This window comes from Kitasatospora sp. GP30 (genome assembly GCF_029892145.1).
Lineage (GTDB): Bacteria > Actinomycetota > Actinomycetes > Streptomycetales > Streptomycetaceae > Kitasatospora > Kitasatospora acidiphila.
Window position 1 is genome coordinate 23,785 of the sequence record NZ_JARZAH010000033.1, and the last position, 25,230, is coordinate 49,014.

Annotated in this window: 20 protein-coding genes; 14 read left to right on the forward strand and 6 right to left on the reverse strand. The window is 73.8% G+C overall.

Features of this window, described 5'->3' with window-relative positions; all coding sequences use genetic code 11:
• Nucleotides 1-34 precede the first annotated feature (34 nt).
• The gene (locus tag P3T35_RS31135; RefSeq protein WP_180356557.1) at nt 35-613 is read left to right on the forward strand and encodes a hypothetical protein; all 579 of its coding nucleotides are present in this window, start codon (nt 35-37) and stop codon (nt 611-613) included.
• On the opposite strand, the gene P3T35_RS31140 is transcribed toward P3T35_RS31135, so the two are convergent.
• The 3 genes from P3T35_RS31140 to P3T35_RS31150 all read right to left on the reverse strand — a co-directional run bounded on the left by P3T35_RS31140 (nt 601) and on the right by P3T35_RS31150 (nt 3,682).
• Nucleotides 601-1,680 (reverse strand): LpqB family beta-propeller domain-containing protein, encoded by a 1,080-nt coding sequence (locus P3T35_RS31140; protein ID WP_101381903.1) that lies wholly within the window; start codon nt 1,678-1,680, stop codon nt 601-603. The two genes, P3T35_RS31135 and P3T35_RS31140, sit on opposite strands and share 13 nt — an antisense overlap.
• Nucleotides 1,681-1,800: 120 nt before the next feature.
• Entirely contained in the window at nt 1,801-2,343 is a 543-nt protein-coding gene (locus tag P3T35_RS31145; protein WP_101381904.1) for a hypothetical protein, read from the reverse strand.
• A gap of 97 nt (nt 2,344-2,440) precedes the next feature.
• On the reverse strand, nt 2,441-3,682 hold the full coding sequence (locus P3T35_RS31150; RefSeq protein ID WP_101381905.1) for an aminoglycoside phosphotransferase family protein: 1,242 nt from the start codon (nt 3,680-3,682) through the stop codon (nt 2,441-2,443).
• A gap of 85 nt (nt 3,683-3,767) precedes the next feature.
• Between P3T35_RS31150 and P3T35_RS31155 the strand changes: the two genes are divergently transcribed.
• The 7 genes from P3T35_RS31155 (at nt 3,768) to P3T35_RS31185 (ending at nt 13,005) form a co-directional block, all read left to right on the forward strand.
• Nucleotides 3,768-4,697, forward strand: coding sequence for an ATP-binding cassette domain-containing protein (locus P3T35_RS31155; protein WP_280708685.1), 930 nt, complete (start codon nt 3,768-3,770; stop codon nt 4,695-4,697).
• Complete coding sequence (locus P3T35_RS31160) at nt 4,694-5,392, forward strand: ABC transporter (RefSeq protein WP_101381906.1); 699 nt, start codon at nt 4,694-4,696, stop codon at nt 5,390-5,392. The genes P3T35_RS31155 and P3T35_RS31160 overlap by 4 nt, the downstream gene beginning before the upstream one ends.
• A gap of 56 nt (nt 5,393-5,448) precedes the next feature.
• Nucleotides 5,449-6,801 carry an FtsW/RodA/SpoVE family cell cycle protein gene (locus P3T35_RS31165; protein WP_101381907.1) on the forward strand — a complete coding sequence of 451 codons (1,353 nt, stop codon included), beginning with the start codon at nt 5,449-5,451 and terminating at the stop codon, nt 6,799-6,801.
• Nucleotides 6,798-8,291 carry a penicillin-binding transpeptidase domain-containing protein gene (locus P3T35_RS31170; RefSeq protein ID WP_101381908.1) on the forward strand — a complete coding sequence of 498 codons (1,494 nt, stop codon included), beginning with the start codon at nt 6,798-6,800 and terminating at the stop codon, nt 8,289-8,291. The genes P3T35_RS31165 and P3T35_RS31170 overlap by 4 nt, the downstream gene beginning before the upstream one ends.
• Nucleotides 8,292-8,386: 95 nt before the next feature.
• Nucleotides 8,387-9,850, forward strand: a complete 1,464-nt coding sequence (locus P3T35_RS31175; RefSeq protein ID WP_280708689.1) for an amino acid permease — start codon at nt 8,387-8,389, stop codon at nt 9,848-9,850.
• 89 nt (nt 9,851-9,939) lie between these two features.
• Complete coding sequence (locus P3T35_RS31180; RefSeq protein ID WP_101381909.1) at nt 9,940-11,253, forward strand: glycosyltransferase 87 family protein; 1,314 nt, start codon at nt 9,940-9,942, stop codon at nt 11,251-11,253.
• A 108-nt stretch (nt 11,254-11,361) separates the two neighbouring features.
• Nucleotides 11,362-13,005: a N,N-dimethylformamidase beta subunit family domain-containing protein gene (locus P3T35_RS31185; protein ID WP_180356558.1), complete on the forward strand. Its 1,644-nt coding sequence runs from the start codon at nt 11,362-11,364 to the stop codon at nt 13,003-13,005.
• Nucleotides 13,006-13,097: 92 nt separating this feature from the next.
• Here P3T35_RS31185 and P3T35_RS31190 read toward each other — a convergent pair whose 3' ends face one another.
• Together P3T35_RS31190 and P3T35_RS31195 are read right to left on the reverse strand one after the other, a co-directional pair.
• On the reverse strand, nt 13,098-14,864 hold the full coding sequence (locus tag P3T35_RS31190) for a penicillin-binding transpeptidase domain-containing protein (protein ID WP_101381910.1): 1,767 nt from the start codon (nt 14,862-14,864) through the stop codon (nt 13,098-13,100).
• 138 nt (nt 14,865-15,002) lie between these two features.
• Nucleotides 15,003-16,760: a phospholipid carrier-dependent glycosyltransferase gene (locus tag P3T35_RS31195; protein ID WP_101385224.1), complete on the reverse strand. Its 1,758-nt coding sequence runs from the start codon at nt 16,758-16,760 to the stop codon at nt 15,003-15,005.
• Nucleotides 16,761-16,976: 216 nt separating this feature from the next.
• Here P3T35_RS31195 and rsmI point away from each other — a divergent pair, with 216 nt between their 5' ends.
• From rsmI to P3T35_RS31225, 6 genes are all read left to right on the forward strand, one after another.
• A complete protein-coding gene (rsmI, locus tag P3T35_RS31200; protein ID WP_101381911.1) occupies nt 16,977-17,822 on the forward strand; it encodes a 16S rRNA (cytidine(1402)-2'-O)-methyltransferase in 846 nt (281 codons plus the stop codon).
• Nucleotides 17,823-18,100: 278 nt separating this feature from the next.
• Nucleotides 18,101-18,586, forward strand: a complete 486-nt coding sequence (locus P3T35_RS31205; RefSeq protein ID WP_280708693.1) for a hypothetical protein — start codon at nt 18,101-18,103, stop codon at nt 18,584-18,586.
• A gap of 64 nt (nt 18,587-18,650) precedes the next feature.
• A complete protein-coding gene (locus tag P3T35_RS31210) occupies nt 18,651-19,526 on the forward strand; it encodes a TatD family hydrolase (RefSeq protein WP_101381912.1) in 876 nt (291 codons plus the stop codon).
• 34 nt (nt 19,527-19,560) lie between these two features.
• Nucleotides 19,561-20,445, forward strand: a complete 885-nt coding sequence (gene rsmA / locus P3T35_RS31215; protein ID WP_101381913.1) for a 16S rRNA (adenine(1518)-N(6)/adenine(1519)-N(6))-dimethyltransferase RsmA — start codon at nt 19,561-19,563, stop codon at nt 20,443-20,445.
• Nucleotides 20,442-21,359 (forward strand): 4-(cytidine 5'-diphospho)-2-C-methyl-D-erythritol kinase, encoded by a 918-nt coding sequence (locus P3T35_RS31220; RefSeq protein ID WP_101381914.1) that lies wholly within the window; start codon nt 20,442-20,444, stop codon nt 21,357-21,359. Before rsmA ends, P3T35_RS31220 begins: the two co-directional genes overlap by 4 nt.
• Before the next feature lie 59 nt (nt 21,360-21,418).
• Nucleotides 21,419-23,224, forward strand: coding sequence for an ABC-F family ATP-binding cassette domain-containing protein (locus P3T35_RS31225; protein ID WP_101381915.1), 1,806 nt, complete (start codon nt 21,419-21,421; stop codon nt 23,222-23,224).
• Here P3T35_RS31225 and P3T35_RS31230 read toward each other — a convergent pair.
• Nucleotides 23,196-25,166 (reverse strand): FUSC family protein, encoded by a 1,971-nt coding sequence (locus P3T35_RS31230; RefSeq protein ID WP_143676876.1) that lies wholly within the window; start codon nt 25,164-25,166, stop codon nt 23,196-23,198. The genes P3T35_RS31225 and P3T35_RS31230 overlap by 29 nt on opposite strands.
• Between the last annotated feature and the right edge of the window lie 64 nt (nt 25,167-25,230).

Consider the following 25,230-nt stretch of genomic DNA (forward strand, 5'->3'; position numbering starts at 1 on the left):
TGTGTCAGGTTGGCCTGTCTGAGAGGCTACGGGCATGCGCTTCGATGCCGTTCCGATGCCACCCGCCGTCGCCGCCCGGCCGCGGGACGGGCGGGGCTATCCGGTGCCCGCCATCACGCCCTGGGTCGACGGGGAGCCGCAGTTCGCGCTCAGCGACTACGAGCGCACCGCCCGGTGCGCACGGCAGCGGGAGTGCTCGGTCTGCGGGGTGCTGATGGAGCGCGGGCCGGTGTGGCGGGTGGTCGGCGCCGCCGAGGCCGGGGCGATCGAGCAGGCGCTGGCCGCCGGTGCGCCCTACCGGAACCTGGCCCCGACGCTGGAGGCGCCGGGGCACCGCGCCTGCATGCTGTACGCGGCGATGGTCTGCCCGTACCTGGCCCGCCCCAACGCCCGGCGCTCACGGGACGTCGAGGGGGCGGACGAGGTGGTCGGGCAGCTGGAGCGCGGGACGGCCCGGGGTGCCACGGGGGCGGTGGTGGGCTTCGCCGACTACGAGTTCGCGATCACCGCCACCCAGGTGCTGTTCCGGTTCCTGGACGTGGTGGAGTTCCTGCCCCACCGGGAGGCGGCCGGCCAGCTGGCGGAGCTCCAGGCCGAGCTTCAGGGGCGGTAGGCGGGCAGGCCCGGCACGGTGTAGCCACCCGGGTGCGGGGTCAGCGAGCCGTCGGCGGGCATGGCGGCCGTGCCGTTCGGCGTGCGGACGGTGACCTCCTTGCCGTCCGGCGAGAATGCGGGCTCGGTGTAGTCGGTGGTCGCCTTCGGGGTGAGGTCCTGGGGGGTGATCGTGTTCTGGCCCAACTGCACCTCGAACAGGTGGTCGTGGCCGCCGACCGAGCGGACGAAGACCACCTCGTTGCCGTCCGGCGACAGCGCCGGCTCGGAGCCCTCGGTGAGCTTGTAGCCCTGCTGGCGCGTGTAGTCGTCGCGGATGTAGACCGAGCCGTCGGCGGTGTTCTCGTAGGCGATGCTGCCGTGGCTGCCACCCGCGTCCGCCCAGGTGTTGGCGGTCTGCGGCAGGGTGACGGGTCCGTTGTCGCCGGGGGCGCCGGCGCTGAGCGGCAGCGCGGCCGGGGTGCCGTTGGTGGTGTCGCCCCGCACCTGCATCAGCCTGGTGGTGCCGCCCTGGTCGGCGGTGAAGATGATGGTGTTCCGGTGCGGGAGGCCGACCTGGGGATCGGGCATGGTCATCACCCAGGTGGGGTGCGACCAGGTCTGGCCGCCCGGGTTCCTGGCGACCACGATCTGGCCGGTGCCGTCCGGCTTCGCGGTCACCAGGTCGCCGTTGCCGTTGATGAACACCGCCGCGCTGCCGTCCGGGGCCCAGGCGAGGTCGCGCACCTGGGTGTGGAAGTCGACGACGGCGTCGGGCATCTGCACCAGGTCGGTGCCGTTGCTGATGGTCAGGTGCGGGACGCCGGTGCCGCGGGTCGGGGCGGCGGGTCCGCTCGGGGTGGCGCTGCCGCCGGGGGCCGGGGTGCCCGAGCGGGCGGCGGACGGGCTGGGCGCGGTGCCCTTGCCGGTGGGCGCCGATGAGGCGGTGAGCGTCGCGGCGGGCGAGGAGGCGGCCGACGACGCGGTGTCGTCCGGCCCGCAGGCCGTCAGCAGCAGGGCGGAGCCGACGCTCAGGGCGGCGGTGAGGGCCAGGGCGGCGGTGGAACCGCGGCGACGGCGGACGGCCATGGGTGCTTCCCCCCGGAAGGTGCGTTGTTCAGCTGGTGAGGACACCAGCGTGGCGGCCGTAGGTACGGATCCGGTCGGACGCGTGTCACGGCCCTGCTACAGCAGCGACGAACCCGGCAGCTACAAACCCAGCGAACGGGCCCGCAGCGCCGCCTGCTCCAGCAGCCGGTGGATGTCGGCCTGCCGGGTGGTGGGCCGATCGTTGTACTCGTCCGGGGAGGTGACGGGGCGTCCGGTGGCGTGCAGCACCTCCATCACCTGCACCCGGGCGGTCTGCACGGTGGCGGGGCGGCCGTAGCCGTGCGCCAGCACGGCCGCCTGGGCGCCGAGCAGGCAGACCCGCCCGGTGGCGTCCCACAGGGCGCCCTGCAGCCAGCCGGCGGCCGTGAGGTAGCGGGAGGTCAGCTCCAGGTGCTGGGCGGCGCTGACCGGCACCGGCCGGGCCGGGCGGCGGGCCAGCCGGTCCAGCGGGGTGCGGCGGGGGAGCGGGTGGCCGGCGTACCAGGGCTGCACGGTGCGGCCCAGCGGGCAGACGTACGGCACCGGATGCCGGGCCGGGGTCGGCAGTGAGGCGAGATAGGCCTCGATCTCGGCGATGAGGCCGGAGGCGTCGACGGCGAGTTCGACGACGGGCGGGGCGGGCGGCAGCAGGGTCGGACGCACGGCAGGTCTCCTCTTGTCCGGATTTGTGCCGTTTCATCCTGCGGGCCCGGGGCCGTGCACGCACGCAAGCCCCGGGCCCGTGTCGCCCCGAGTGACCTCAGACGGCGGCGAAGGCCGCCAGTGCGGCGCGCAGCTCCGCAGCCGGGTCGCCCGCGTGGTAGCGGTACTCGCTCGGCTCGATGGCGTCCAGGAACTCCTGGTAGCGCACCGCATAGCCGAGGTGGCTGAACGGCGCGGCCAGCCGCAGCGCCCGCTCCGGGTCGCTGCCCGGCGCCACGGTCCGCCAGGCCTCGCACCAGGTGGCCGCCGCCTGGGCCCAGCGCTCCCCGGAGCAGAAGTCCTTCGGCCGCAGCCCGTCGAGCGCCGGGTGGCCGAAGCAGGCGTCGGCGAAGTCCACCAGCACCGCGGTCCCTCCCCCAGACCCCGGCCGGGCGGACCCCCCTGTCGAGCGCCAGTTGCCGGGGTGGAAGTCGCCGTGCAGCACCACATCGGGCAGTCCGCAGGAGGCCAACTGCTCCACCAGCTCCGGAAGCCGGTCGACCATGGCGCGGGCGCCGGCCAGCTCGTCGGCGGTCAGCTCGGCGGCGGCCGGGCCGTCGAGGAGCGCCTTGACGGCCGGGACCAGGGCGGCGGGGGTGCGGTCCCGCAGCCCGCCCGGGGCGCCGCCCGGGTAGCTGGCGGCCAGCGCGGCCTGGGCCCGGACCAGGCGCGGCACCGCGTCGGCGACCACCTCGGCGGACGGGCCCCAGCAGTCCTCGCCGGGCACGTGGTCGAGCAGCAGCAGCCGGTGGTCGGGATCGGCGGCCAGCACGGTCGGGGCCGACTCCGGGGCGACCGAGCGGAACAGGGCGATCACCGCGGCCTCGTCCACCGCGAAGTGCCGCCCGGTCTTCAGCCAGACCGGCCCGGCGGCGGTGGGCAGCCGGAACAGGCCGGCCAGGTTCCAGGTCTTCACCTGCTCCACCGGACCGGTGGTCGGGCGGCCGGCCGCCGCCAGCGCCTGCTCCGCCCAGTCCAGCGCGGCCCGCACCCCGTCGGCGGTGGCGTACTCGGCGCGGTGCGCCTGCGGACGCAGCGCGTCCGACTCGGCCGGAGTGGCGGGCCGCAGCGCCAGGCCGGCGGGCGGCTCGGCCAGCAGCTCGGCGTGGTAGCTCACCAGGCCGCCGAGCCCGCCGCCACCGCCCTGCACGTCCAGCAGCCGCAGCACCACGGCGGGCACGCCCAGCAGTTCGAGGAGGTGCTCGGTCACCGGCGTCACGTCATGCCACCGCGGCCGGTCCACCGGGAAGGGTCCGACCACCCCCAACTGCCGTTCGCGATAAGTCAGCAGGACGTTCACCGTACGATCGGTAGCACTGTTCACCGGGGCAGTCTGCTGGCTGACCCGCCGGCTGGCGACCGATTTTCGAACGGGGGCGCGGCGAGTGTCCGAGGTGCGGATCGCGGGAGTGGGCAAGCGCTACCAGCGCGGCGGGCCATGGGTGCTGCGCGATCTGGAGCTGGTGCTGCCGGCCGGTGCGCTGGTGCGGATCGACGGCACCAACGGCAGCGGCAAGTCCACCCTGCTCAAGCTGGTCGGCGGGATCGAGCCGCCGAGCCGGGGCCGGATCGAGCTGTCCGGGCGGCGGGCCTACGTGCCCGAACGGTTCCCGCCCGCGCTGCCGTTCGACGCCGCCGGCTACCTCTGCCGGGTGGGGCGGATCCACGGGCTGAGCGCCCGGGCGGCGGCCGAGCGGGCCGCCCACTGGCTGGAGCGGTTCGGGATCGCCGACCGGTCCGGCACCCCGCTCAACCGGCTCTCCAAGGGCAGCTGCCAGAAGGTGGCCGTCGCCCAGGCGCTGCTCGCCGAGGCCGACGTGCTGCTGCTGGACGAGGCCTGGACCGGGCTCGACCAGGGCGCCCGGACGGTGCTCGACGAGGCGGCGGCCGAACGCGCGGGGCAGGGCGGCACGGTGCTCTTCGTGGACCACGATCCGAACCGCCTCGCCGGGCTGACCACCGCCGCCTACCTGGTCCACGACGCGCGGGTGACGGAGCGTCAGGCCGCTGCCGCGCCAAGCACCGGCCCGGGAGTCCGCCCCCAGCCTGGCGGCCGGGAGGTGCCCCCACCGGCCGAAGGCCGGGGGAGGATGCAGCTGCTGGTCGCCGCCGCCGAACTGCCCGAACTGCTGCCTGGCGCCCCGGAGCGCAAGCCGCAGGCAGACGGCACGGTGCGGCTGCTGGTGGCCGCCGAGCACTCGGACGCGCTGCTGCGCCGGCTGCTCGGCGGATCCGCGCCGGCGCACATCCTGGAGGTCAAGCAGGTGGCGGCGCAGGCGAGTTCGACGATCCAGCAGCTGGAGGGGCGGGCATGACGGCGCTGACCCGCTATCAACTGGAGCTGCTGCTGCGCTCGCAGCGCTGGCTGCCGCCGTTCCTCGGCTATGCGCTGCTGCTGGCCGTCGGGGTGCAGACGGGCAGCCCGCTGCTGGACAGCCTGGGCGTGAACGCCGCCCTGCTGGTGCCCGTGACCGCCTGGTACGCCCGCAGCACGCTCACCGCCGACCCCCCGCCGGCCCGGGCGGTACTGGTGGCCGCGCGGGGCGCGGCCCGCGTCCAAGTGGCCGCGCTGCTCGCCGCGCTGCTGGCCGGCCTGCTGCTCGCGGTGCTCGGGACGGCGGCGGTCTGGGCACTCAGCGGGCCCACCGCCATCCCCCAGCCTTCGGCCGCGGGGACCCCGACGCCGGGCCACGAAGTGCCCGTGCCGGGGGCGCTGCTGGCGGGCCTGCTCGCCGCGGTGACCTGCGTGCTCACCGGGCTGGCGGTCGGGGCGCTGTGCCACCGGCCGGTGCTGCTGCGCACCGGCTACGGGATGCTGGGCGCGCTCGGGCTCTCGGTGCTGGTGCTGGTGCTGCCGGGCTCGCCGGCCAACCGGGCGATGCGGGCCCTGGTCACCGGCTCCCGGCTGGCCCGGCTGGAGCTGCCGCTGCTCGGGCTGGTCGCCGCCGCGGTGCTGGCCGCTCTGGTCGGGGCCGGCTCGGCGTGGCTGGCCGGGCGGCGGACCGAGTGATGTTTATCGTGACGTCATCCTGACCCGCCCCAGTCGACCCACCGCCGGAGGCCCGCATGGCCCTCCCCGCCGCCGTCGCGGCCGACCGGCCCGAACCGGCCGGACTGCGCCCGCACAGCGGCCGGAACGTCGAACTGGTCCTGGTGCTGGGCGCGGTGGCGATCGCGGTGTTCGGATACGTCGAGGTCGGCTCCAACCTGGACGGCCGTCCGCCCGCCGACGCGCTCCGCTACGGCGCGGCCCTGGGCGGCCTGGCCCTGCTGGCCCACCTGCTGGTGCGCTGGAGGGCGCGGTACGCCGACCCCCTGCTGCTGCCGATCGGGGTGCTGCTCAACGGGATCGGACTGGTCGTCATCTACCGGCTGGACCGGGTCACCCCGCACAGCTCGGCGGCGCCCACCCAACTGCTCTGGTCCACCCTCGGGGTGGGGCTCTTCGGGCTGGTGCTGGTGCTGCTGCGGGACCACCGGTGGCTGCGCCGCTACGCCTACAGCGGTGCGCTGGTCGCCCTGGTGCTGCTGATCCTGCCGATCTTCTTCCCCGCGGTCTACGGCTCGCGGATCTGGATCACCATCGGCTCGTTCTCCATCCAGCCGGGGGAGTTCGCCAAGATCCTGCTGGTGATCTTCTTCGCCGCCTACCTGGCGGTGCACCAGGACACCCTGGCACTGACCGGCCGCCAGGTCTGGCGGCTGCGGCTGCCGCCCGGGCGGGTGCTCGGGCCGGTGCTGCTGGTCTGGGCGGTGTTCATCGGGGTGCTGGTGCTGGAGACCGACCTCGGGATGTCGCTGCTCTACTTCGGCATCTTCGTGGTGATGCTCTACGTCGCCACCGCCCGGATCGGCTGGATCGTCATCGGCCTGGTGCTGGCCGCCGCCGGAGTGACGATGGTCGGCTGGCTCTCCCCGCACGTGCACGCCCGGGTCGAGCAGTGGCTGCACCCGCTGGCCTCGATCCAGGCCGGGCAGGGCGCCAACCAGATCGCCCAGTCGCTGTTCGCCTTCGCCTGGGGCGGGCTGCTCGGCACCGGCCTCGGCAAGGGGCACTCGATCCTGATCGGCTTCGCGGCCAAGTCCGACTTCATCCTGGCCACCATCGGCGAGGAGCTCGGACTGACCGGCCTGCTGGCGCTCTTCCTGCTCTACGCGCTGCTGGTTTCCCGGGGCTTCAGGACCGGGATCGAGCTGACCGATCCGTTCGGCCGGCTGCTGGCGATCGGGCTGGCCACCATCATCGGACTGCAGCTCTTCGTGGTGGCCGGCGGGGTGCTGGCGCTGATCCCGCTGACCGGGGCCACCCTGCCGTTCATCGCGCAGGGCGGGTCGTCGGTGGTGACCAACTGGATCATCGTGGCCCTGCTGGTGCGCCTCAGCGACCAGGCCCGCCGCACCCTGATCGAGGACGCATGACCATCGGCCCCACCGGACAGCGCCCCGGCATCCGGATCACCGCCCGCCGGGCCGGCACCTTCTGCCTGCTGCTGGTGCTGCTGCTCGCGGCCCAGGCCACCCGGGTGCAGTTCTTCCAGGCCAAGGGCTACAACGACAACGCGGCCAACCAGCGCAAGGCGATCCTGCGCTACGGCCAGCCGCGCGGCGCCATCCTGGTGGGCGGGCAGCCGATCACCGGCTCGGCGGCCACCGGCGGCCGCTACAACTACAAGCGCACCTACACCGACGGCCCCACATATGCCGCCGTCACCGGCTTCTCCTCGCAGATCTACGGCAACACCCAGCTGGAGGGCACCGAGGACGCGCTGCTCAGCGGCACCGACGACCGGCTGGACGGCTGGGCGGTCTGGGACGCCATCTCCCGTCAGCAGAACCCCGGCGGCTCCGTCCACACCACCATCGACGCCGCCGCCCAGCAGGCCGCGATGAGCGGGCTGGACGGCCAGAAGGGCGCGGTGGCCGCGATCGAGCCGGCCACCGGCCGGATCCTGGCGCTGGCCAGCACGCCCTCGTACGACCCGGGCAGCTTCGCCGGCTCGTCCAGCGCCGACCAGCAGGTCTGGACCAGGCTGCAGAGCGACAGCGACCAGCCGATGCTCAACCGGGCGCTGCGCGAGACCTACCCGCCCGGCTCGACCTTCAAGGTGGTCACCGCGGCCGCCGCCCTGACGGCCGGCGTGGTCACCGACATCAACGCCCCCACCGCCGCGCCCTACCCGTACATCCTGCCGGGCACCACCACCCCGCTGGTCAACGACACCACCTCCTGCAACACGGCCGGCCTCGACCTGGACACCGCGATGACGCTGTCCTGCAACAGCGTGCTCGGCTACCTCGGGGTGCAGACCGGACTGGACAAGATGGTCGCGATGGCGGAGAACTTCGGCTTCAACGACCCGAAGCTGGACATCCCGGTGCGGGCGGCCCGCAGCAACTTCGACACCACGATGGACCAGTCGCAGCTCGCGCTCTCCTCGATCGGCCAGTTCGACACCGCGGCCACCCCACTGGTGATGGCCATGGTCGCGGCCGGGGTCGCCGACAACGGCACCGTGATGTATCCCCAGCTTGTGGACAAGCTCACCAAGTCGGACGGCAGCACCGTGCAACTGATGCGGCCGCGCTCCTACAAGCAGGCGATGAGCCCGGCGGTGGCCGGGCAGGTCCAGCAGCTGATGACCGACGTGGTGGCCAACGGCACCGGCGGCCGGGCCGCGATCCCCGGCGCCACGGTCGGCGGCAAGACCGGCACCGCGCAGCACGGTGTGGCGAACAGCGGCGTGCCGTACGCCTGGTTCATCTCCTGGGCCAAGCCGGCCGGCTCCTCGGACGTCCCGCCGGTGGCCGTGGCGGTGGTGATCGCGGACAGCAGCGCCACCGATGTCACCGGCGGCTCGCTCGCCGCTCCGATCGCCAAGTCGGTGATGCAGGCGGTGCTGGCCCCGTAGGGCCCCGACCTCGGAGGACTTCGTGGGACTTATTCAGGCATGGGGTATATTTATACGGAAGTCGTCATAATTAAGATCCAGAAAGCGCAGCAACCGTGCCCAGTACCTCCCCCAGCCTCGGCCACAGCCTGCTGCGCCGTAAGCCCGTCGCCACCCTGATCGCCGAGAGCGCCGGCAAGGGCGGTGACGGACAGCTGCGCCGGTCGATCGGCCTCTGGCAGCTCTCCGCGATCGGCATCGGCGCCACCGTCGGCACCGGCATCTTCTTCGTGCTGAGCTCCGCCGTCCCCGAGGCCGGCCCGGCCGTGCTGCTCTCCTTCGTCCTCGCGGCGATCACCGCCGGCCTGACCGCGCTCTGCTACGCCGAGCTGGCCTCGGCGATCCCGGTCTCCGGCTCCTCCTACTCGTACGCCTACGCCACCCTCGGCGAGGCCACCGCCTACGGCGTCGGGATCTGCCTGCTGCTGGAGTACGGGGTGTCCGCCTCGGCCATCGCGGTCAGCTGGGGGCAGTACCTGAACAAGTTCTCCGAACTGGCCTTCGGCTTCCGGATCCCGGACTGGCTGGCCGCCCCGCCCGGCGACGGCGGCTACTTCAACCTGCCCGCCGTGGTGCTGGTCGCGATGGTCACCTTCCTGCTGGTGCGCGGGGTGAGCGAGTCCGCCCGGGTCAACGCGATCATGGTCGGCATCAAGATCGTGGTGCTGCTGGCCTTCGTCGCCATCGGCCTGACCGGCTACCACTCCGGCAACATGCACGACTTCATGCCGTTCGGCTGGTCCGGCGTCGGGGTCGCCGCCTCCAGCATCTTCTTCTCCTTCATCGGCCTGGACGCGGTCTCCACCGCCGGCGAGGAGGTGCGCAACCCGCGCCGCAACCTGCCGCTGGCCATCGTGATCTCGCTGGTCGTGGTCACCCTGCTGTACGTCGCGGTGGCGCTCGCCGCGATCGGCGCCCAGCCCTGGAAGAAGTTCGACGGGCAGGAAGCCGGCCTGGCGCAGATCCTGCAGGACATCACCGGGCAGAGCTGGCCGGCCCTGATGTTCGCGCTCGGCGCGATCGTCTCGATCTTCAGCGTCACCCTGGTGGTGATCTACGGCCAGACCCGGATCCTCTACTCGATGGGCCGCGACGGGCTGCTGCCGGCCAAGTTCGCCAAGGTCTCGCCGCGCACCGGCACCCCGGTCTGGAACACCCTCGTGGTCGGCACCGGCGTGGCCCTGCTGGCCGCCTTCGTGCCGCTGGACATCCTCACCGACCTGACCTCGATGGGCACCCTGGTCGCCTTCGCGGTGGTCAGCATCGGCGTCATCATCCTGCGGCGCACCAACCCCGGCCTGGAGCGCGGCTTCAAGGTGCCGGGCTACCCGGTGGTCCCGGTGCTCAGCGTCGGCTTCTGCGCCTACCTGGTCAAGGGGCTGCACCCGATCACCTTCGTGTTCTTCGGGGGCGCGCTGCTGGTCGCCGCCGCCGGCTACTTCGGCTACGGCATCCGGCACTCCCGGCTGGGCGCGGTCGCCGCCGAGCCGGAGCCGGTGGCGGTCGGCGCGGCCGAGTAGCGATCCCGGGGTGACGCGGCGTCCGGATGACGACGCGTCACCCGAGTGGCCGACGACGCCCGGCGGTGCGCCGCCCTACCCTGCCAACCATGGTGAGCGCCCGTTCCGCCGGAGCACCCGTCCTGCCGCACCCGAACCAGGGCCGGCGAAACCCCCGCCCGGCCCCCTGGCGGGGCCGGGCGGCCGCCACGGCCATCCGACTGGGCCGCCGCCGCTGGGTGCGACTGCTGCTCTGCCTGGTCGCGGCCGGCTGGGCGGCGACCTTCCCGCTGGTCTCCCGGCTGGCCAACCAGCGGCTCTGGGGCACCCTCGCCGCGCCCGCCTACCTGCTGGCCGGCGCGGCCGTGCTGCTGCTGCCGCGCCGGATCGCCGCCCGGGCGGCCGCCGCCGTGGCGCTGCTCGGCGCGGTGCTGCTGCCGCTGGCGGTGCTGGCGGTGCGCAGCCGGGCGCAGTCGGAGGTCGGGGTGGTCGAGCGCTCAGCCCGACTGCTGCTGCATACCGGCACCCCCTATCTGCCGCATCCGGCGGCCGTCACCGAGTTCGACCCCTACCTGCCCGGGATGGCGCTGTTCGGGCTGCCCCGGGCGCTGCTCGGGCGCAGCGGCCCGGCGGCCCTGCTGATCGGCGACGCCCGGGTCTGGTTCGCGCTCGCCTTCCTCGGCGGCCTGGCCGGCAGCTGGCGGCTGCTCGGGCACGGCCCGTGGCGCTCCGCCCTGCTACCGCTGCTGCTGCTCACCGGCTCTCCGGTGATCGCGCTCAGCCTGGCGGTGGGCGGGGTGGACCTGCCGCTGATCGGCGTCTGCTGCCTCGGCCTGGCGCTGGCCGCCCGGGGCCGGGCCACCGCGGCCGGCGTGGTGCTGGCGCTGGCCTGCGCCCTCAAGTGGACGGTCTGGCCGGCGTTACCCGTCGCCGTGCTGCTGCTGCGGCAGCGCGGCGGGTGGCGGCCGGCCGTGCGGGCGGCGGTGATCGCGGTGGCGGCCGTGCTGGCGGTGCTGCTGCCGTTCGCGCTGACCAGGCCGCAGGACCTGTGGCTGCAGGTGGTCCGCTACCCGCTGGGGCTGACGACCGTGCACACCCCGGCCGGCAGTCCGCTGCCCGGCAAGCTGCTCGCCGATCTGGGGCCGGCCGGGCGGATCGCCGCGCTGGTGCTGCTGCTGGCGGGCGGCCTGGCGGTGGCGGGCTGGGTGCTGCTGCGGCCGCCGACCGGCGCGGTGGCCGCGGCCGACCGGCTGGCGGCGGGGCTGACGGTGGCCTTCCTGATGGCGCCGGCCGCCCGGTTCGGCTATCTGGCGCTGCCGGCGGTGCTGGTCGGCTGGCCCCGGCTGGCCGGCCTCGGCCGGAACGGGCGGGGTGCGCGGCGGGCCCTTACGGTGGACCGGGAGAGCGGCACCGTCGGCGGCTGAACCGGGCTGACGGTCCGTTGCGCGATCACGGGGAACGGCGTCCGGCGGCCAGGCGTTCCCCGTGGTGTCGACCCGGCGTCAGCCCGCCCCAGCCCGAGGAGGACCCGCATGCCCGAGCAGCGTCCGGACGAGCAGCAGCCCGCCGGGCAGCGGCCGGCGCGGGAGCGCCCGCGGCCCGGGCGGCGGCGGTTCCTGGGGCTGGCCGGGGCAGCGGCGGCGGGGGCCGGGCTGGCGGCCTGCGGGTCGGGCGGGGCGGCCGGCTCCAAGGCCGGCCATGCGGCTCGGCCGGCCGCCGACGCACCGTCCGCCACCGCCGCCGCCCCGCGCAGCGCCGCCACCCCGCCCCAGCGGGAGAACGACCGGCCCGGCAACCCCGATTGGCGGATCGGCAACGCCGGTCCCGACCGGGCGATCGAGGGCTGGGCGGACCGGGTGAGCGTGCTGCCTGGAGAAACGTTTGGCCTGCACGTCTCGACCACCGCGCCCGGCTACCGGGTGACGGCCTATCGGATGGGCTACTACGGCGGTGCCCGCGGCCGCCAGGTCTGGCAGTCCGACCGGCTGCCCGGCAGCCGGCAGTCCGCCGCCTCGCCGGACCAGGCGACCCGGATGGTCGCCACCGACTGGGCGCGCAGCACCCAGGTCGACACCACCGGCTGGCCGGAGGGCAGCTACCTGCTGCGGCTGGACGCGGACGGCGGCGCCGGCCAGCGCTATGTGCCGATCACCGTCCGCTCCGCGAGCACCGCGGGCAAGCTGGTGGTGGTGAACGCGGTGGCCACCTGGCAGGCCTACAACGAGTGGGGCGGCTACAACCTCTACAACGGGTCGAATGGCGCCTACGCGACCCGCTCCCTGGTGGTCTCCTTCGACCGCCCGTACCAGTACGACAACGGGGCCGGGCTCTTCCTGGTGTACGAGGCGCCGCTGATCGCGCTGGCCGAGAAGCTCGGGCTGCCGCTCGCCTACACCACCTCCACCGACCTGGCCGGCACCCCCGACCTGCTCAAGGGCGCCCTGGCGGTGCTCTCGCTCGGACACGACGAGTACTGGTCGCCGGAGCAGCGCGCCCATGTCACCGCGGCCCGCGACGCCGGGACCAACGTGGCCGTACTGGGCGCCAACTGCTGCTTCCGGCGGGTCCGTTACGAGCCCTCGCCGACCGGCCCGGACCGGCAGGTGGTCTGCTACAAGACGGCCTACCAGGAGGACCCTGGCTTCACGGCGGGCAAGCCGCCGACCAACGACTACCGGGCGGAGCCCGGGGCCGACCCGGAGAGCTCGCTGCTCGGGGTGATCTACGACGGCTACCCGGTGGACGCGCCCTACGTGGTGACCAACCCCGGGCACTGGCTGCTGGAGGGCACCGGCACCAAGGACGGGGACAGCTTCGCCCACCTCGTCGGCGTGGAGTACGACCGGGTCAACCCGACCTTCACCACGCCCCGGCCGATCGAGATCCTGGCGCACTCACCGGTCGTCTGCGAGGGCCGCCACAGCTACAGCGACACCGCGTTCTACGCCGCGCCGGGCGGCGCCGGGGTCTTCGCCAGCGGGACCATGCGCTGGGTGGAGGCGCTGGACGCCACCGGTGACGGCAGTTCGGGGGCCGACCACTCGATGGACGCCAGGGCGGGGGCCTTCACCCAGCAGGTGACCACCAACCTGCTGAAGGCGTTCGCGGCCGGCCCGGCGGGCCAGGCCCATCCGCCGCAGGACAACGTGGCGGCGGTCTACGGCCCCAAGCACTGAGAAGCGCCGAGACGCGCGGGGAAGCGCCGGGAAGCACTGACGGCCGGTCGGCAGACCGGCCGTCAGTGCTTCCCAGTTCGGTTCGCCTTCGGTCAGCCGTTGTTGCCGACCTTGAGCACCTCGGCCACCGCCGGGGCCGCCGCGTCGGCGCCGAAGTTGCCCTGCAGCACCTCGGCGCTGACCGCCAGGTTGTCCCGGTAGCCGGTGAACCAGCTGTTCGGGGTGACGTTCGGCTGGGTCTCGGCGGTGCCGGTCTTGCCGCCGATCAGATTGCCGGTGATCCCCTGGAACGCCTGGACGCCGGTGCCCGACGGGTCGGTGACCACGCTCTTCATCAGCGCTCGCAGCTTGTTCAGCACGTCCGGCGGGAGCTGCTTGTTGGCCGGCTGCTGCTGCATGCCGTCCACCAGGATCGGCTGCTTGAAGGTTCCGCTCTCCACGGTGGCGGCGATCGAGGCCAGCGCCAGCGGGTTCATGGTGATCTTGCCCTGGCCCATGAACTCGCCGGCCGTCTCGTCCTTGCTCTGGCCCGGGCCCGGGATCTTGCCGTCGGCGTCGGTGATGCCGGTCTTCCAGTCCTGGCCGATGCCGTAGTAGTCCAGCGCCGTCTGGGCCAGGTCACCGGACTTCAGGGTGGCCAGGCCCTGCTTGATGAAGGCGGTGTTGCAGGAGACCGTGAAGTCCTGGGTGAAGGTGTACTCGTTGTGCGCGTCCGAGAAGTCGTTCTTGTACGTCTGCCCGGTGGTGATGCTCGACGGGCAGGGCATGTTGGCATTCGGGTCGATCCCGGCCTGCAGCAGCGCGGTGGCCGTGACGATCTTCATGGTGGAGCCCGGCGCGGTGACGCCCATGAAGGCCAGGTTCAGGCCGGTGGCCGGGGCGTTGGCCATTGCCAGCACATGGCCGGTGCTCGGCTCGATGGCCACCATGCCGGCGTTCGGGACCTTGCCCTGGCCCTTGGCGTACTGCTCGTCCACCGCCTTCTGGGCGGCAGCCTCCAGGCCGGCGTCGATGGTCAGCTTGATCGGCTTGCCCGGCTTGGGGTCGATGATGGTGAAGAGCGGCTCCGGCTTGTTCTTGCCGGCGTCGTCGGTGATCACCACACCGGTGCCGGCGTCGGCCGGGTCGCCCGTGGTGGTGCCGGACTGGAACTTCTGCACGACCTGGTTCAGCGACGGGAACTGGGCCAGCGACTGGCCGTTGCGGTCGGTCACCTTGGTCGGCGGGTTGAAGACCTGCTGGGTGGTGATCGTTTCACCCGAACCCAGGTGCGGGTGAATGACGGTGGGCGCCCAGTGCACGGCGGCCTTGCCGTCGCTCATCTTCACCATGCCGACGTAGCCGGTGTAGTCCCAGACGTTGGTGGTGTTGGCGAACTCCACCTTGGACTTGAAGTTCATCAGCACCTGGCTGGCGGGCGCGCCCGACGGGGAGGCCGAGGCGCCCGGCGAGCCCGCGGCGGAGGGCTTCGCGGACGGCGTGGCGTTGACCGAACCGGGCGGCGGCGCGGTCGCGGAGGCGAAGGCCGACGGCGTGGTCTGGGCGCCCGGCGTCAGGGTCAGCGCACTCGGCTTCAGGTTGTTCTGGAACGCCGTCATCGCGGTCAACGCGGTGGCCGGATCGTCGGTCAGCTTGCTGGCCGCGTCCAGGTTGCCGGAGGCCCAGGCGGTCAGGAAGTCCTTCTCGCCGCTCGCGGCGAGCTCGGGCGACGGCGGCTCGGCGACCACATGGCGGGGCGGCGCGGCCCCGCTGCCCTTGCTGCTGCCGGACCCGACCAGCGAGTACGCTCCATAGCCGCCGGCGGCCACGATGACGACCGCGACGGCGCTGATGACGGCGGCCTTGGCGCCCTGACGCATGGTGCTGCTCCCGGAGGACGAGTGATGGGACAGCACAGCCTAAGCACAGGATTTCGGTGCTTCCGCCGGAGGTGGTGGCTCGTGACACAGCTGGTACACACCTCTGACACTCCGTCGGTTTGAGAACGCGGACCGTTGCTAGATCCAGCTGGTGAACCACATCCGGGCCCGCCAGTCGTCCAGCGGGATCACCTGTCCGGTGTACAGCGGGTAGAAGTAGAGGAAGTTCCAGACGATCAGCAGCACCAGCACACCCGCCGCCGCGCCGCCCACCAGCCGCCGTTCGGGTGTCGCGCCGGCCGGTCCGATCAGCGCGCCGACCAGCATGGTCACCGCCAGCACGAGGAACGGCACGAAGGCCACCGCGTAGAACAGGAAGATGGTCCGGCTCTGGTACTCGAACCACGGCAGGTAGCCTGCGCCGAGCCCGCAGAGCACCGCTCCGGCCCGCCAGTCCCGGCGCAGCGCCCACCGGTACAGGCAGTAGGCCAGCGCCGCCACCCCCGCCCACCAGAGCAGCGGGGTGCCGATCGCCAGCACCTCGGAGGCGCACTTGCTCGCCGAGCAGCCGCTCTGCCCGGACGCGGGCGACTCGTAGTAGAAGGAGACCGGGCGGCCGAGCACCAGCCAGCTCCACGGGTTGGACTGGTACAGGTGCGGGCTGTGCAGGTTGACGTTGAAGTCGTACATCTGCGAGTGGTAGTGCCACAGCGACCGCAGGCTCTCCGGCACCCAGGTCATGTCCACCCGGAACGGCATCTTCACCTTGCCGGCCAGCGGCAGCGTGACGTACTCGGTGGACAGGCCGCGCCGGCCCACCGCCCAGTCCCGCCCGTAGCCGCCCTTGCCCGGAACCGGGCTGCTGGCCAGCCAGCCCGACCAGGAGGCCAGGTAGACGCCGGCCGAGACCACCACGATCGACACGAAGGCGGGCAGGCCGTCCCGGATCAGAGTGGTCCAGTACGGCCGCCGGGCACCGGCCAGCCTGCGCGCGCCCAGGTCCCAGAAGACGGTCAGCAGCCCGAAGAAGGCCGCCACGTACATCCCGCTCCACTTGGTCGAGCAGGCCAGCCCGACGCACACCCCGGCCGCCAGCCGGTACGGGCGCAAGCCCAGCCGCATCCGGTGGGCCAGCGCGGCATCCGGGCCCTCGCCCAGGCGGCGGGCGATCCTGGCCCGGGTGCGGTCCCGGTCCAGCAGCAGGAACCCGAAGGCCGCCAGGATCCAGAACATGACGATCAGGTCGAGCAGCGCGGTGCGGCTCATCACGAAGTGCAGCCCGTCCACCGAGAGCAGCAGCCCGGCCACGCAGCCCAGCAGGGTGGAGCGGAACAGCCGGCGGGCGATCCGGGCGATCATCAGGATCGACGCGGTGCCCAGCAGCGCCACCATGAACCGCCAGCCGAACGGATGCATCCCGAAGAAGTGCTCGCCCAGGCCGATGATCCACTTGCCGACCGGCGGATGGACGATGAACGCCGGGTCGGACTTGAACGGGATCACCTGCGGGTGGCCGACGATCTGGGCGTTGGCGTTGTCGGGCCAGTTGGTCTCGAAGCCGCCGTGCCAGAGCGCGTACGCGTCCTTGGCGTAGTAGGTCTCGTCGAAGATGACCCCGCCGGGGCTGCCCAGGTGCCAGAACCGCAGCAGGCCGCCGAACAGCGCCACCAGCAGCGGGCCCAGCCAGCCCGACCAGCGGCAGAGCCAGGACCACAGGCCGTCCGGCAGTCGGATCCCGGCCCGCAGCAGCAGCGGCGAGGGCGCCACCACCGCCGGGGTCACCCCGGGCCCGTCCGGCATCGGCGGCACCAGGCGCTCCGCCGGCGGGGCCGGCACGGGCGCCCGGTAGCCGAAGGCGGCCAGCCGGCGCACCCAGGGGGCGTGCGGCCCGCCCATCGCCGTCCGGGCTATAGCCGCGTCGCCGAGGTCCTGCTCGTCCACCGGGCCGGTCCCCGCAGCGGTCTCGACCACCGTCGCCTCGGCCCCCGTCTCGCCAGTCACCCGCCATATCGTAGGGGCGGGACCTGAAAGCCGAGGCCCCTTGCCGTCCGGCTGCCCGGAACGTCCCGATACGCGTTGGGCCGGCCGCGCCGGGCCTGACAGGATGGCCCTGTGACAGGAGTACTCGTTCTCGCAGGCACCCCCATCGGCGACGTCTCGGACGCCCCGCCCCGGCTGCTCACCGAGCTGGCCGAGGCCGACGTGATCGCCGCCGAGGACACCCGCCGCCTGCGCCGGCTCACCCAGGCGCTCGGGGTCGCCCCAGCCGGGCGGGTGCTCTCCTACTTCGAGGGCAACGAAGTCGGCCGCACCCCCGAGCTGGTCGAGGCGCTCACCGGCGGGGCCCGGGTGCTGCTGGTCACCGACGCCGGCATGCCCTCGGTCTCCGACCCCGGCTACCGACTGGTCGCCGCGGCGGTCGAGGCGGGCATCCGGGTGACCGCGGTGCCCGGGCCGTCCGCGGTGCTCACCGCCCTGGCGCTCTCCGCGCTGCCGGTGGACCGCTTCACCTTCGAGGGCTTCCTGCCGCGCAAGACCGGCGACCGGGCCCGGGCGCTGGCCGAGGTCGCGGCCGAACCGCGCACCATGGTCTTCTTCGAGGCCCCGCACCGGATCGCCGAGACCCTGGCCGCGATGGCCGAGGCGTTCGGCGCCGACCGCCCGGCCGCCGTCTGCCGGGAGCTGACCAAGACCTATGAGGAGGTCAAGCGCGGCCCGATCGGCGAGCTGGCCGCCTGGGCCGCCGACGGGGTGCGCGGCGAGATCACCGTGGTGGTCGGGGGCGCCCCGCCGGCCGCCCCGGCGCAGCTCACCGCCGCCGAGCTGGCCGACCGGGTGGCCGACCGGGAGGCGGCGGGGGAGCGCCGCAAGGAGGCGATCGCGGCGGTCGCCGCCGAGCTCGGGCTGCCCAAGCGGGAGGTCTTCGACGCCGTGGTGGCGGCCAAGCACAGCGGCTGAACACCGTCGGAACCGCTCGACGATCGCCCTCGCCCCACCCGGAACAGGCGCGTACGGTGGAGTGATGGATGTCTAAGGCGCCGGCACAAACCCGGCGCCAGGTAAAGCGGAGGCCTAAGAAACCCCGGCTGAGCTGCGGTTTCGTCGGCCATTCGTACAGGAATCCCCAACTCCCCGCCAATTCTCGGCAAGTCGGGCATCGCGACGGGCCGGTGGGGCATTCCATCGGTTGGAAAGACCCGTCCGGGCGACCGTCCGGCGGGCGCAGGGAGACCGCGATGAGCGACACAATCGGCAGCCCGCAGGGCGGCGGCACCCCGGCAACCGGCCCCACCACGCTGCAGGCCGACGCGGCCCGGGGACCCGTCCCCACCGTCCGTGAGGCGTACGCCTTCGTCTGCCTGAGCTGCGGATACGGCTGGGAGCAGGCGTACCAGATCGAGCACCACCAGGACCGCGACGGCCACCAGAAGGTCGTGTACCGCGCCAACGGGGTCCGGGTGCCCTCGCCGCTGCTCCAGCCGGTCTGCCCGGGCTGCGGCGGCCACACCGTGCGGATCATGCGGGAGGGGCGGGTGGCCAGCACCCGACGCTCCTCGAGGTACGCGGCGCCGGGGTACGCGTTCTACGCCGAGCCGCCGGACGCGCTCGTGTCCAACCCGTACGGGCAGTACGCCGGGCTGGCCGGACCCGCCGAGCCCGCCGTGCCCGAGCCCCGCCGGCTGCGGCAGCACTGGTACCAGTTCTGGCTGCCGCGCTCGTAGCGCCGCCCGTCGCCGAGCCGATCGGGCCCCGCCGCCGCGCGGGGCCCGACTAGGCTCTTGGACCATGGCTGCCAAGGACGACCGCTCCACCCCGCCCCCGCTGCCCGCCCCGCTCGCGGTGCCGGTGGCCGACTCCCACACCCACCTGGACATGCAGTCCGGGACTCCGGCCGAGGGGCTGGCCAAGGCGGCCTCGGTGGGCGTCACCACGGTGGTGCAGGTCGGCTGCGACCTGCCCGGCTCGCGCTGGGCCGCCGAGCTGGCCGCCGAGTTCGAGCAGGTGCACGCGGCCGTCGCGCTGCACCCCAACGAGGCACCGCGGATCGTGCTCGGGGACCCCGACGGCTGGTCCGGGCAGAAGCGCGAGCCGGGTGGTTCCACCGCGCTGGACGAGGCGCTGGCCGAGATCGACCGGCTCGCCGCCCTGCCGCAGGTGCGCGCGGTCGGCGAGACCGGCCTCGACTACTTCCGCACCGGCCCCGAGGGCGTGGAGATCCAGAAGGAGTCCTTCCGCCGCCACATCGAGATCGCCAAGCGGCACGGCAAGGCCCTGGTGATCCACGACCGGGACGCCCACGAGGACGTGATCGAGGTGCTGCTCGCCGAGGGCGCCCCCGAGCGGACCGTCTTCCACTGCTACTCCGGCGACGCCGCGATGGCCGAGCTCTGCGCCGAGCACCGCTGGTACCTGTCGTTCGCCGGCCCGGTCACCTTCAAGGCCAACCAGCCGCTGCGCGACGCCCTGGCCGCCACGCCGCTGGACCGGATCCTGGTCGAGACCGACGCCCCGTTCCTCACCCCGCACCCCTACCGCGGTCGGCCCAACGCGCCCTACCTGATCCCGGTCACGGTCCGCTCGATGGCCGAGACGCTGGGGCTCGGCGAGGACGAGCTGTGCACCGCGATCGCCGCCAACACCGCCCGTGCCTTCGGCTACTGAGCTCGTGCACCCACACGGCCGGTAGCCTTACCCGGTGAGCACCACTGATCCCTCCTCCTCCGACAGTCACCTGCTGGGCGCCGCCGACATCCGCGAACTGGCCGCCGCGTTCGGGGTCCGCCCCACCAAGCAGCGCGGCCAGAACTTCGTGATCGACGCCAACACCGTGCGCCGGATCGTCCGCGCCGCCGAGGTGACCCCCGAGGACGCCGTGGTCGAGGTCGGCCCCGGCCTCGGCTCGCTCACCCTGGCGCTGCTCGAGGTCGCCGCCCACGTCACCGCGGTCGAGATCGACCCGCTGCTGGCCCAGCACCTGCCGACCACCGTCGGCGCCCGGATGCCGGCCAAGGCCGACCACTTCGACCTGGTGCTCAGCGACGCCATGGAGGTCACCGAGCTCCCCGGGCCGCCCCCCACCGCGCTGGTCGCCAACCTGCCGTACAACGTCGCCGTCCCGGTGCTGCTGCACATGCTGGCCACCTTCCCCAGCATCGAGCGCACCCTGGTGATGGTGCAGTCCGAGGTGGCCGACCGCCTCGCCGCCAAGCCCGGCAACAAGGTCTACGGGGTGCCCTCGGTCAAGGCCAACTGGTACGCCGAGGTCAAGCGGGCCGGCGCGATCGGCCGCAACGTCTTCTGGCCCGCCCCCAACGTGGACTCCGGCCTGGTCTCGCTGGTCCGCCGGCAGCCGCCCGTCACCACCGCCAGCCGGACCGAGGTCTTCGCGGTGGTCGACGCCGCCTTCGCGCAGCGCCGCAAGACGCTGCGCGCCGCCCTGGCCGGCTGGGCCGGTTCGCCCGCCGCCGCCGAGCAGGCCATCGCCGCCGCCGGGATCGACCACACCCTGCGCGGTGAGATGCTGACCGTCGAGCAGTTCGCCGCCATCGCCGAGCACAAGCCTGAGGGATCGTCCAAGTGATCGCTGTCCGGGTGCCCGCCAAGGTCAACGTCCAGCTGGGAGTCGGGGGCCTGCGCGCCGACGGCTTCCACGACCTGGCCAACGTCTTCTTCGCGGTCGCACTCGGCGACGAGGTCACCGCCACCCTGGGCCGGGGCGTCACGCTCAGCTGCGCCGGACCGGACGCCGACCACGTGCCGCTCGACGACACCAACCTGGCCGCCCGCGCCGCCCGCCTGCTCGCCGCCCGCCACGGCATCGAGCCCGACGTGCACCTGCACATCGCCAAGGCCATCCCGGTGGCCGGCGGGATGGCCGGCGGCAGCGCCGACGGAGCCGCCGCCCTGGTCGCCTGCGACGCGCTCTGGCAGCTGGACACCCCGCTGCCGGTGCTGCTGGAGCTCGCCGCCGAACTCGGCTCCGACGTGCCGTTCGCGCTGCTCGGCGGTGTGGCCCTGGGCCGCGGCCGGGGCGAACTGCTGGAGGAGCTGCCGGTCGCCGGCACCTTCCACTGGGTCTTCGCGGTCGCCGACGGCGGCCTGTCCACCCCCGCGGTGTTCCGCGAGTGCGACCGGCTGCGGGAGGCGGCCGGCACCGGCTCCAGCGCCGCCGAGGTGCCCACCCCCGACCCGTCCGCCGAACTGCTCGCCGCCCTCGCCGCCGGCGACCCGGCCGCCCTGGCCGCCGCCCTCGGCAACGACCTGGAGGCTGCCGCCCTGTCGCTGCGCCCCGGCCTCGCCGACTGCCTGAAGGCCGGCCTGGACGCCGGCGCGCTCGCCGCCCTTGTCTCCGGCTCCGGCCCCACCTGCGCCTTCCTGGCCAAGGACGCCGCCGACGCGCAGGCCGTCGCCGACGCCCTGACCGCCTCCGGCACCTGCCGCGCCGCCCACGCCACCCACGGTCCGGTGCCGGGCGCCCGGGTGATCGCGGGGTAGTCAGGCCGGGCCGACTAGGCTGGGTAGCTCCATTGGTTTAACCCCAGGAGCGCACACACGTGGCCGTCAACCTCGCCACCATCGAGTCCGTCACGAAGGTCTACGGCACCCGAGCCCTTCTGGACGGGGTCACCCTCGGCGTCAGCGAGGGCGACCGGATCGGTGTGGTCGGCCGCAACGGCGACGGCAAGACCACCCTGATCCGGATGCTCGCCAAGCTGGAGGAGCCGGACAGCGGCCGGATCACCTGGAACGGCGGCCTGCGCCTGGCCGTCCTCACCCAGCACGACTCGCTCGACCCCGAGGCCACCATCCGGCACGAGGTGATCGCCGACCGCGCCGACCACGAGTGGCTCGGCGACGCCCGGATCCGCGACATCATCGAGGGCCTCTTCGGCGGCCTCGACCTGCCCGGCTTCAGCAACGGCCTGGACACCGTGATCGGTCCGCTCTCCGGTGGCGAGCGCCGCCGGATCGCCCTCGCCAAGCTGCTGCTCGGCGAGCCCGACCTGATCGTGCTCGACGAGCCCACCAACCACCTGGACGTCGAAGGCATCGCCTGGCTCGCCCGGCACCTGCAGAACCGCCGCTCCGCGCTGGTCTGCGTCACCCACGACCGCTGGTTCCTGGACCAGGTCTGCACCCGGATGTGGGACGTGCAGCGCGGCGAGGTCCGCGAGTACGAGGGCGGCTACTCCGACTACGTCTTCGCCCGCGCCGAGCGCACCCGGATCGAGGCCACCGAGGAGCAGAAGCGCCAGAACCTGGCCCGCAAGGAGCTCGCCTGGCTGCGCCGCGGCGCCCCCGCCCGCACCTCCAAGCCGCGCTACCGGATCGAGGCCGCCAACGCGCTGATCGCCGACGTCCCCGAGCCGCGCGACAAGAGCGAGCTGATGAAGTTCGCCAACGCCCGACTCGGCCGCACCGTCTTCGAGTTGGAGGACGTCACGGTGCGGGCAGGGGACAAGCTGCTGCTGGAGCGGCTCACCTGGAACCTCGGCCCCGGCGACCGGATCGGCCTGCTCGGCGTCAACGGCGCCGGCAAGACCTCGCTGCTGCGCGCCCTGCAGACCGCCTACGCCTCACAGGGTGACACGCAGCCCGCGTCCGGCGTCATCAAGGTCGGCAAGACCGTCCGACTCGCCTACCTCTCCCAGGAGATCGCCGAACTCGACCCCGCCACCCGAGTGCTGCAGGCCGTCGAGCAGATCCGCGGCCGGGTCGACCTGGGCAAGGGCCGCGAGATGACGGCCGGTCAGCTCTGCGAGCAGTTCGGCTTCAGCAAGGACAAGCAGTGGACGCCGGTCGGCGACCTGTCCGGTGGCGAGCGCCGCCGCCTCCAGCTGCTCCGACTGCTGATGGACGAGCCCAACGTGCTCTTCCTCGACGAGCCCACCAACGACCTCGACATCGAGACCCTCAACCAGCTGGAGGACCTGCTCGACGGCTGGCCCGGCTCGATGATCGTGATCAGCCACGACCGGTTCTTCATCGAGCGCACCACGGACGTGACCTACGCGCTGCTGGGTGACCGGCGGATGCGGATGCTGCCCGGCGGCGTCGACGAGTACCTGGAGCGGCGGGCCGCCGTCGCCGCCGCGGCGCCCGCCGCGGTTGCCGCGCCGGCGCCGACCGACGCCGCGCCCGCCAAGTCGGGGGCGGAGAGCCGGGCCGCGAAGAAGGAACTGCAGCGCATCGAGCGCCAGTTGGCCAAGCTGGAGCAGCAGGAGAGCAAGCTGCACGACCAACTGGCCCAGCATGCCGCCGACTTCTCCAAGGTCGCCGAGCTGGACGCGCAACTGCGCAAGGTGCGGGAGGAGAAGGAGGAGCTGGAGCTCAACTGGCTGGAGCTGGCGGATTCCTGACGTCTCCTTGTAGGAGTTGCTCCAGTTCGGCGGCGGCCTGGGCGAGGGCGCTGCGCTGCGGATTGTGCGGGCCCGGCGGGCGGGTGGCCACCCCTGCCGGCGGGCGGTGCCGGCGGGCCGCCGTCGCCAGCTGGTCCAGCGCGGCGAGCACCCGCGCCACCTCCGCCGGTTCGCTGAGCCGGCCGCCGTAGCGCAGCTGCGCCGCGTAGGCGGCCACCGCGCCGCTCAGCCGCTCCAGGGCTGCCGTGGCCGGCAGCCAGGCCTCGGCCCGCTGCCCGGCCGGCGGCGGCTCGGTCAGCCCGTGCTGCACCTCCTGCCGAGCGTCCGCCAGCGCCCGGTAGGCGGTGCGGCGTAGCCAGACCTGGGCGCGGGCATCCTCGGCGGGCGGCTCGGTGACCGAGGTGAGATAGGCGCGCAGCGTCTCGGTCGCCGTCACCAGGCGCGGCTCGATCCGGTGCGGAGCCCGCTCCGGCCACAGCAGATAGCCGAAGACCAGCACGATCACGCTGGCCAGCACGGTGTCCAGCACCCGCGGCCCGACCTCCGCCGACCCGCTGCCCCCGCCCAACTGCACCAGCACCAGGGCCAGCGGCGTCATCACCATCGTGTTCAGCCCGTAGTGGGCAGCCGCCGACCACGGCAGCAGCGCGACGCAGAGCGCCACCACGCCGACCAGCGCCCAGCGTTCGGTGGTCAGCGAGAGCAGCGCCGCCGTCAGCACCACCCCCAGCACCGTGCCCACCGCGCGACTGACCGCCCGCAGGAAGACCGAGCCCAGGTCCGGCTTGAGCACGAAGGCCACCGTCATCGGCACCCAGTAGCTGCGGTTCAGCGGCAGCGCGGCGGTCAGCACCTCGGCCACCCCGATGCACAGCGCCACCCGGGCGCCGTACCGCGCGGCACCCCGCGACAGCAGCCGCCCCCGCAGCCGCCACGGGTCAGGCGGCGGCACCGGAGCCGTCCGGACCACGGTCGCCGGGTCCGCCGGGCGGCCGGCCACGGCGTCGGCCGCCGTGCGCAGGGCGTCCGCGAGGGCCCGGCGAGCGGGGGTGTCGGGGTGCCAGGCGGGGAGCGGGGGCGGTGGTGCGTCCGCCGCCAGCGTCCGGGCCAGCTGTTCCGGGAGTGCGGCCACCTCCGGGGGCACCGGCCGGCGGGCCCAGAGCAGCCCGCTGGCCGCCTCGGTCGCGGCCAGCGCCCCCTCGTAGGCGCGGCGCAGGGCGGACAGCCGGGCGCTCTCGCGGGCACCGGGGCGCGGCGGCGGCAACTGGTCCTGCAACTGGTTCAGACGCCCAGTCAGCACCCGGCGGGCCGCCGGTCCCTGACTTGTGCCCAGCTCTTTCAGCAGCGTGCCGAGCGCCCGGTAGACCTCGGCCAGCTGCAACCGGCGCGGATCGCTGTGCGCGTGCGGCCGGTAGGGCAGCCCCAGCAGCACCACCAGGCCCGCCCCCGCCAGCATCATCGGCCCCGCCACCCACCACGGATGCGGCGGCGCCATCCCGTCGCCCAGCGCCGTCGACACCAGCAGCAGCAACCCCGCCGCCGAGCCGCGCGGTCCCGTCGCACTCAGCGCACCCGAGACGAAGGCCACCGCGGTCAGCACCAGCACCGCGACCGCGGTGGGCAGCTGCCAGTGCAGCACCGCCCCGCCGATCAGCATCCCGGTCGCCGATGCCGCCAGGGCGCCGCCGATCCGCAGCAGCCGCAGCCCGGCCGGCTCCACCCGGTCGTTCAGCGTCGCGTGCATCGCTCCGAGCCCCGCGAACACCCCGAGATCCAGCCGCCCCGCCGCCAACCCCGCGCACAGCGGCACCGCCATCCCCGCCGCCGCCCGGGGCGCCAGCACCCACGCCACCACCGGCCGGGCCGGCCGCACGGCCCGGGCCCACCAGGAGCGGGGGCGGGCGGGGGCGGGGGCCTCGTGGGTGGGGTTGCTGCTGGTCACGTTGATCAACGCTGCCACACGGTCGGGTTGCTTGTGGTTTCCGGACTTTGACGGCTCCGTTCCA

Coding starts and splice junctions, on each gene's coding strand:
- P3T35_RS31135 (WP_180356557.1), top strand. CDS start 35: ATGCGCTTCGATGCCGTTCCGATGCCACCCGCCGTCGCCGCCCGGCCG.
- P3T35_RS31140 (WP_101381903.1), bottom strand. CDS start 1,680: ATGGCCGTCCGCCGTCGCCGCGGTTCCACCGCCGCCCTGGCCCTCACC.
- P3T35_RS31160 (WP_101381906.1), top strand. CDS start 4,694: ATGACGGCGCTGACCCGCTATCAACTGGAGCTGCTGCTGCGCTCGCAG.
- P3T35_RS31165 (WP_101381907.1), top strand. CDS start 5,449: ATGGCCCTCCCCGCCGCCGTCGCGGCCGACCGGCCCGAACCGGCCGGA.
- P3T35_RS31170 (WP_101381908.1), top strand. CDS start 6,798: ATGACCATCGGCCCCACCGGACAGCGCCCCGGCATCCGGATCACCGCC.
- P3T35_RS31180 (WP_101381909.1), top strand. CDS start 9,940: ATGGTGAGCGCCCGTTCCGCCGGAGCACCCGTCCTGCCGCACCCGAAC.
- P3T35_RS31185 (WP_180356558.1), top strand. CDS start 11,362: ATGCCCGAGCAGCGTCCGGACGAGCAGCAGCCCGCCGGGCAGCGGCCG.
- P3T35_RS31190 (WP_101381910.1), bottom strand. CDS start 14,864: ATGCGTCAGGGCGCCAAGGCCGCCGTCATCAGCGCCGTCGCGGTCGTC.
- P3T35_RS31195 (WP_101385224.1), bottom strand. CDS start 16,760: ATGGGCGGGCCGCACGCCCCCTGGGTGCGCCGGCTGGCCGCCTTCGGC.
- P3T35_RS31205 (WP_280708693.1), top strand. CDS start 18,101: ATGAGCGACACAATCGGCAGCCCGCAGGGCGGCGGCACCCCGGCAACC.
- P3T35_RS31210 (WP_101381912.1), top strand. CDS start 18,651: ATGGCTGCCAAGGACGACCGCTCCACCCCGCCCCCGCTGCCCGCCCCG.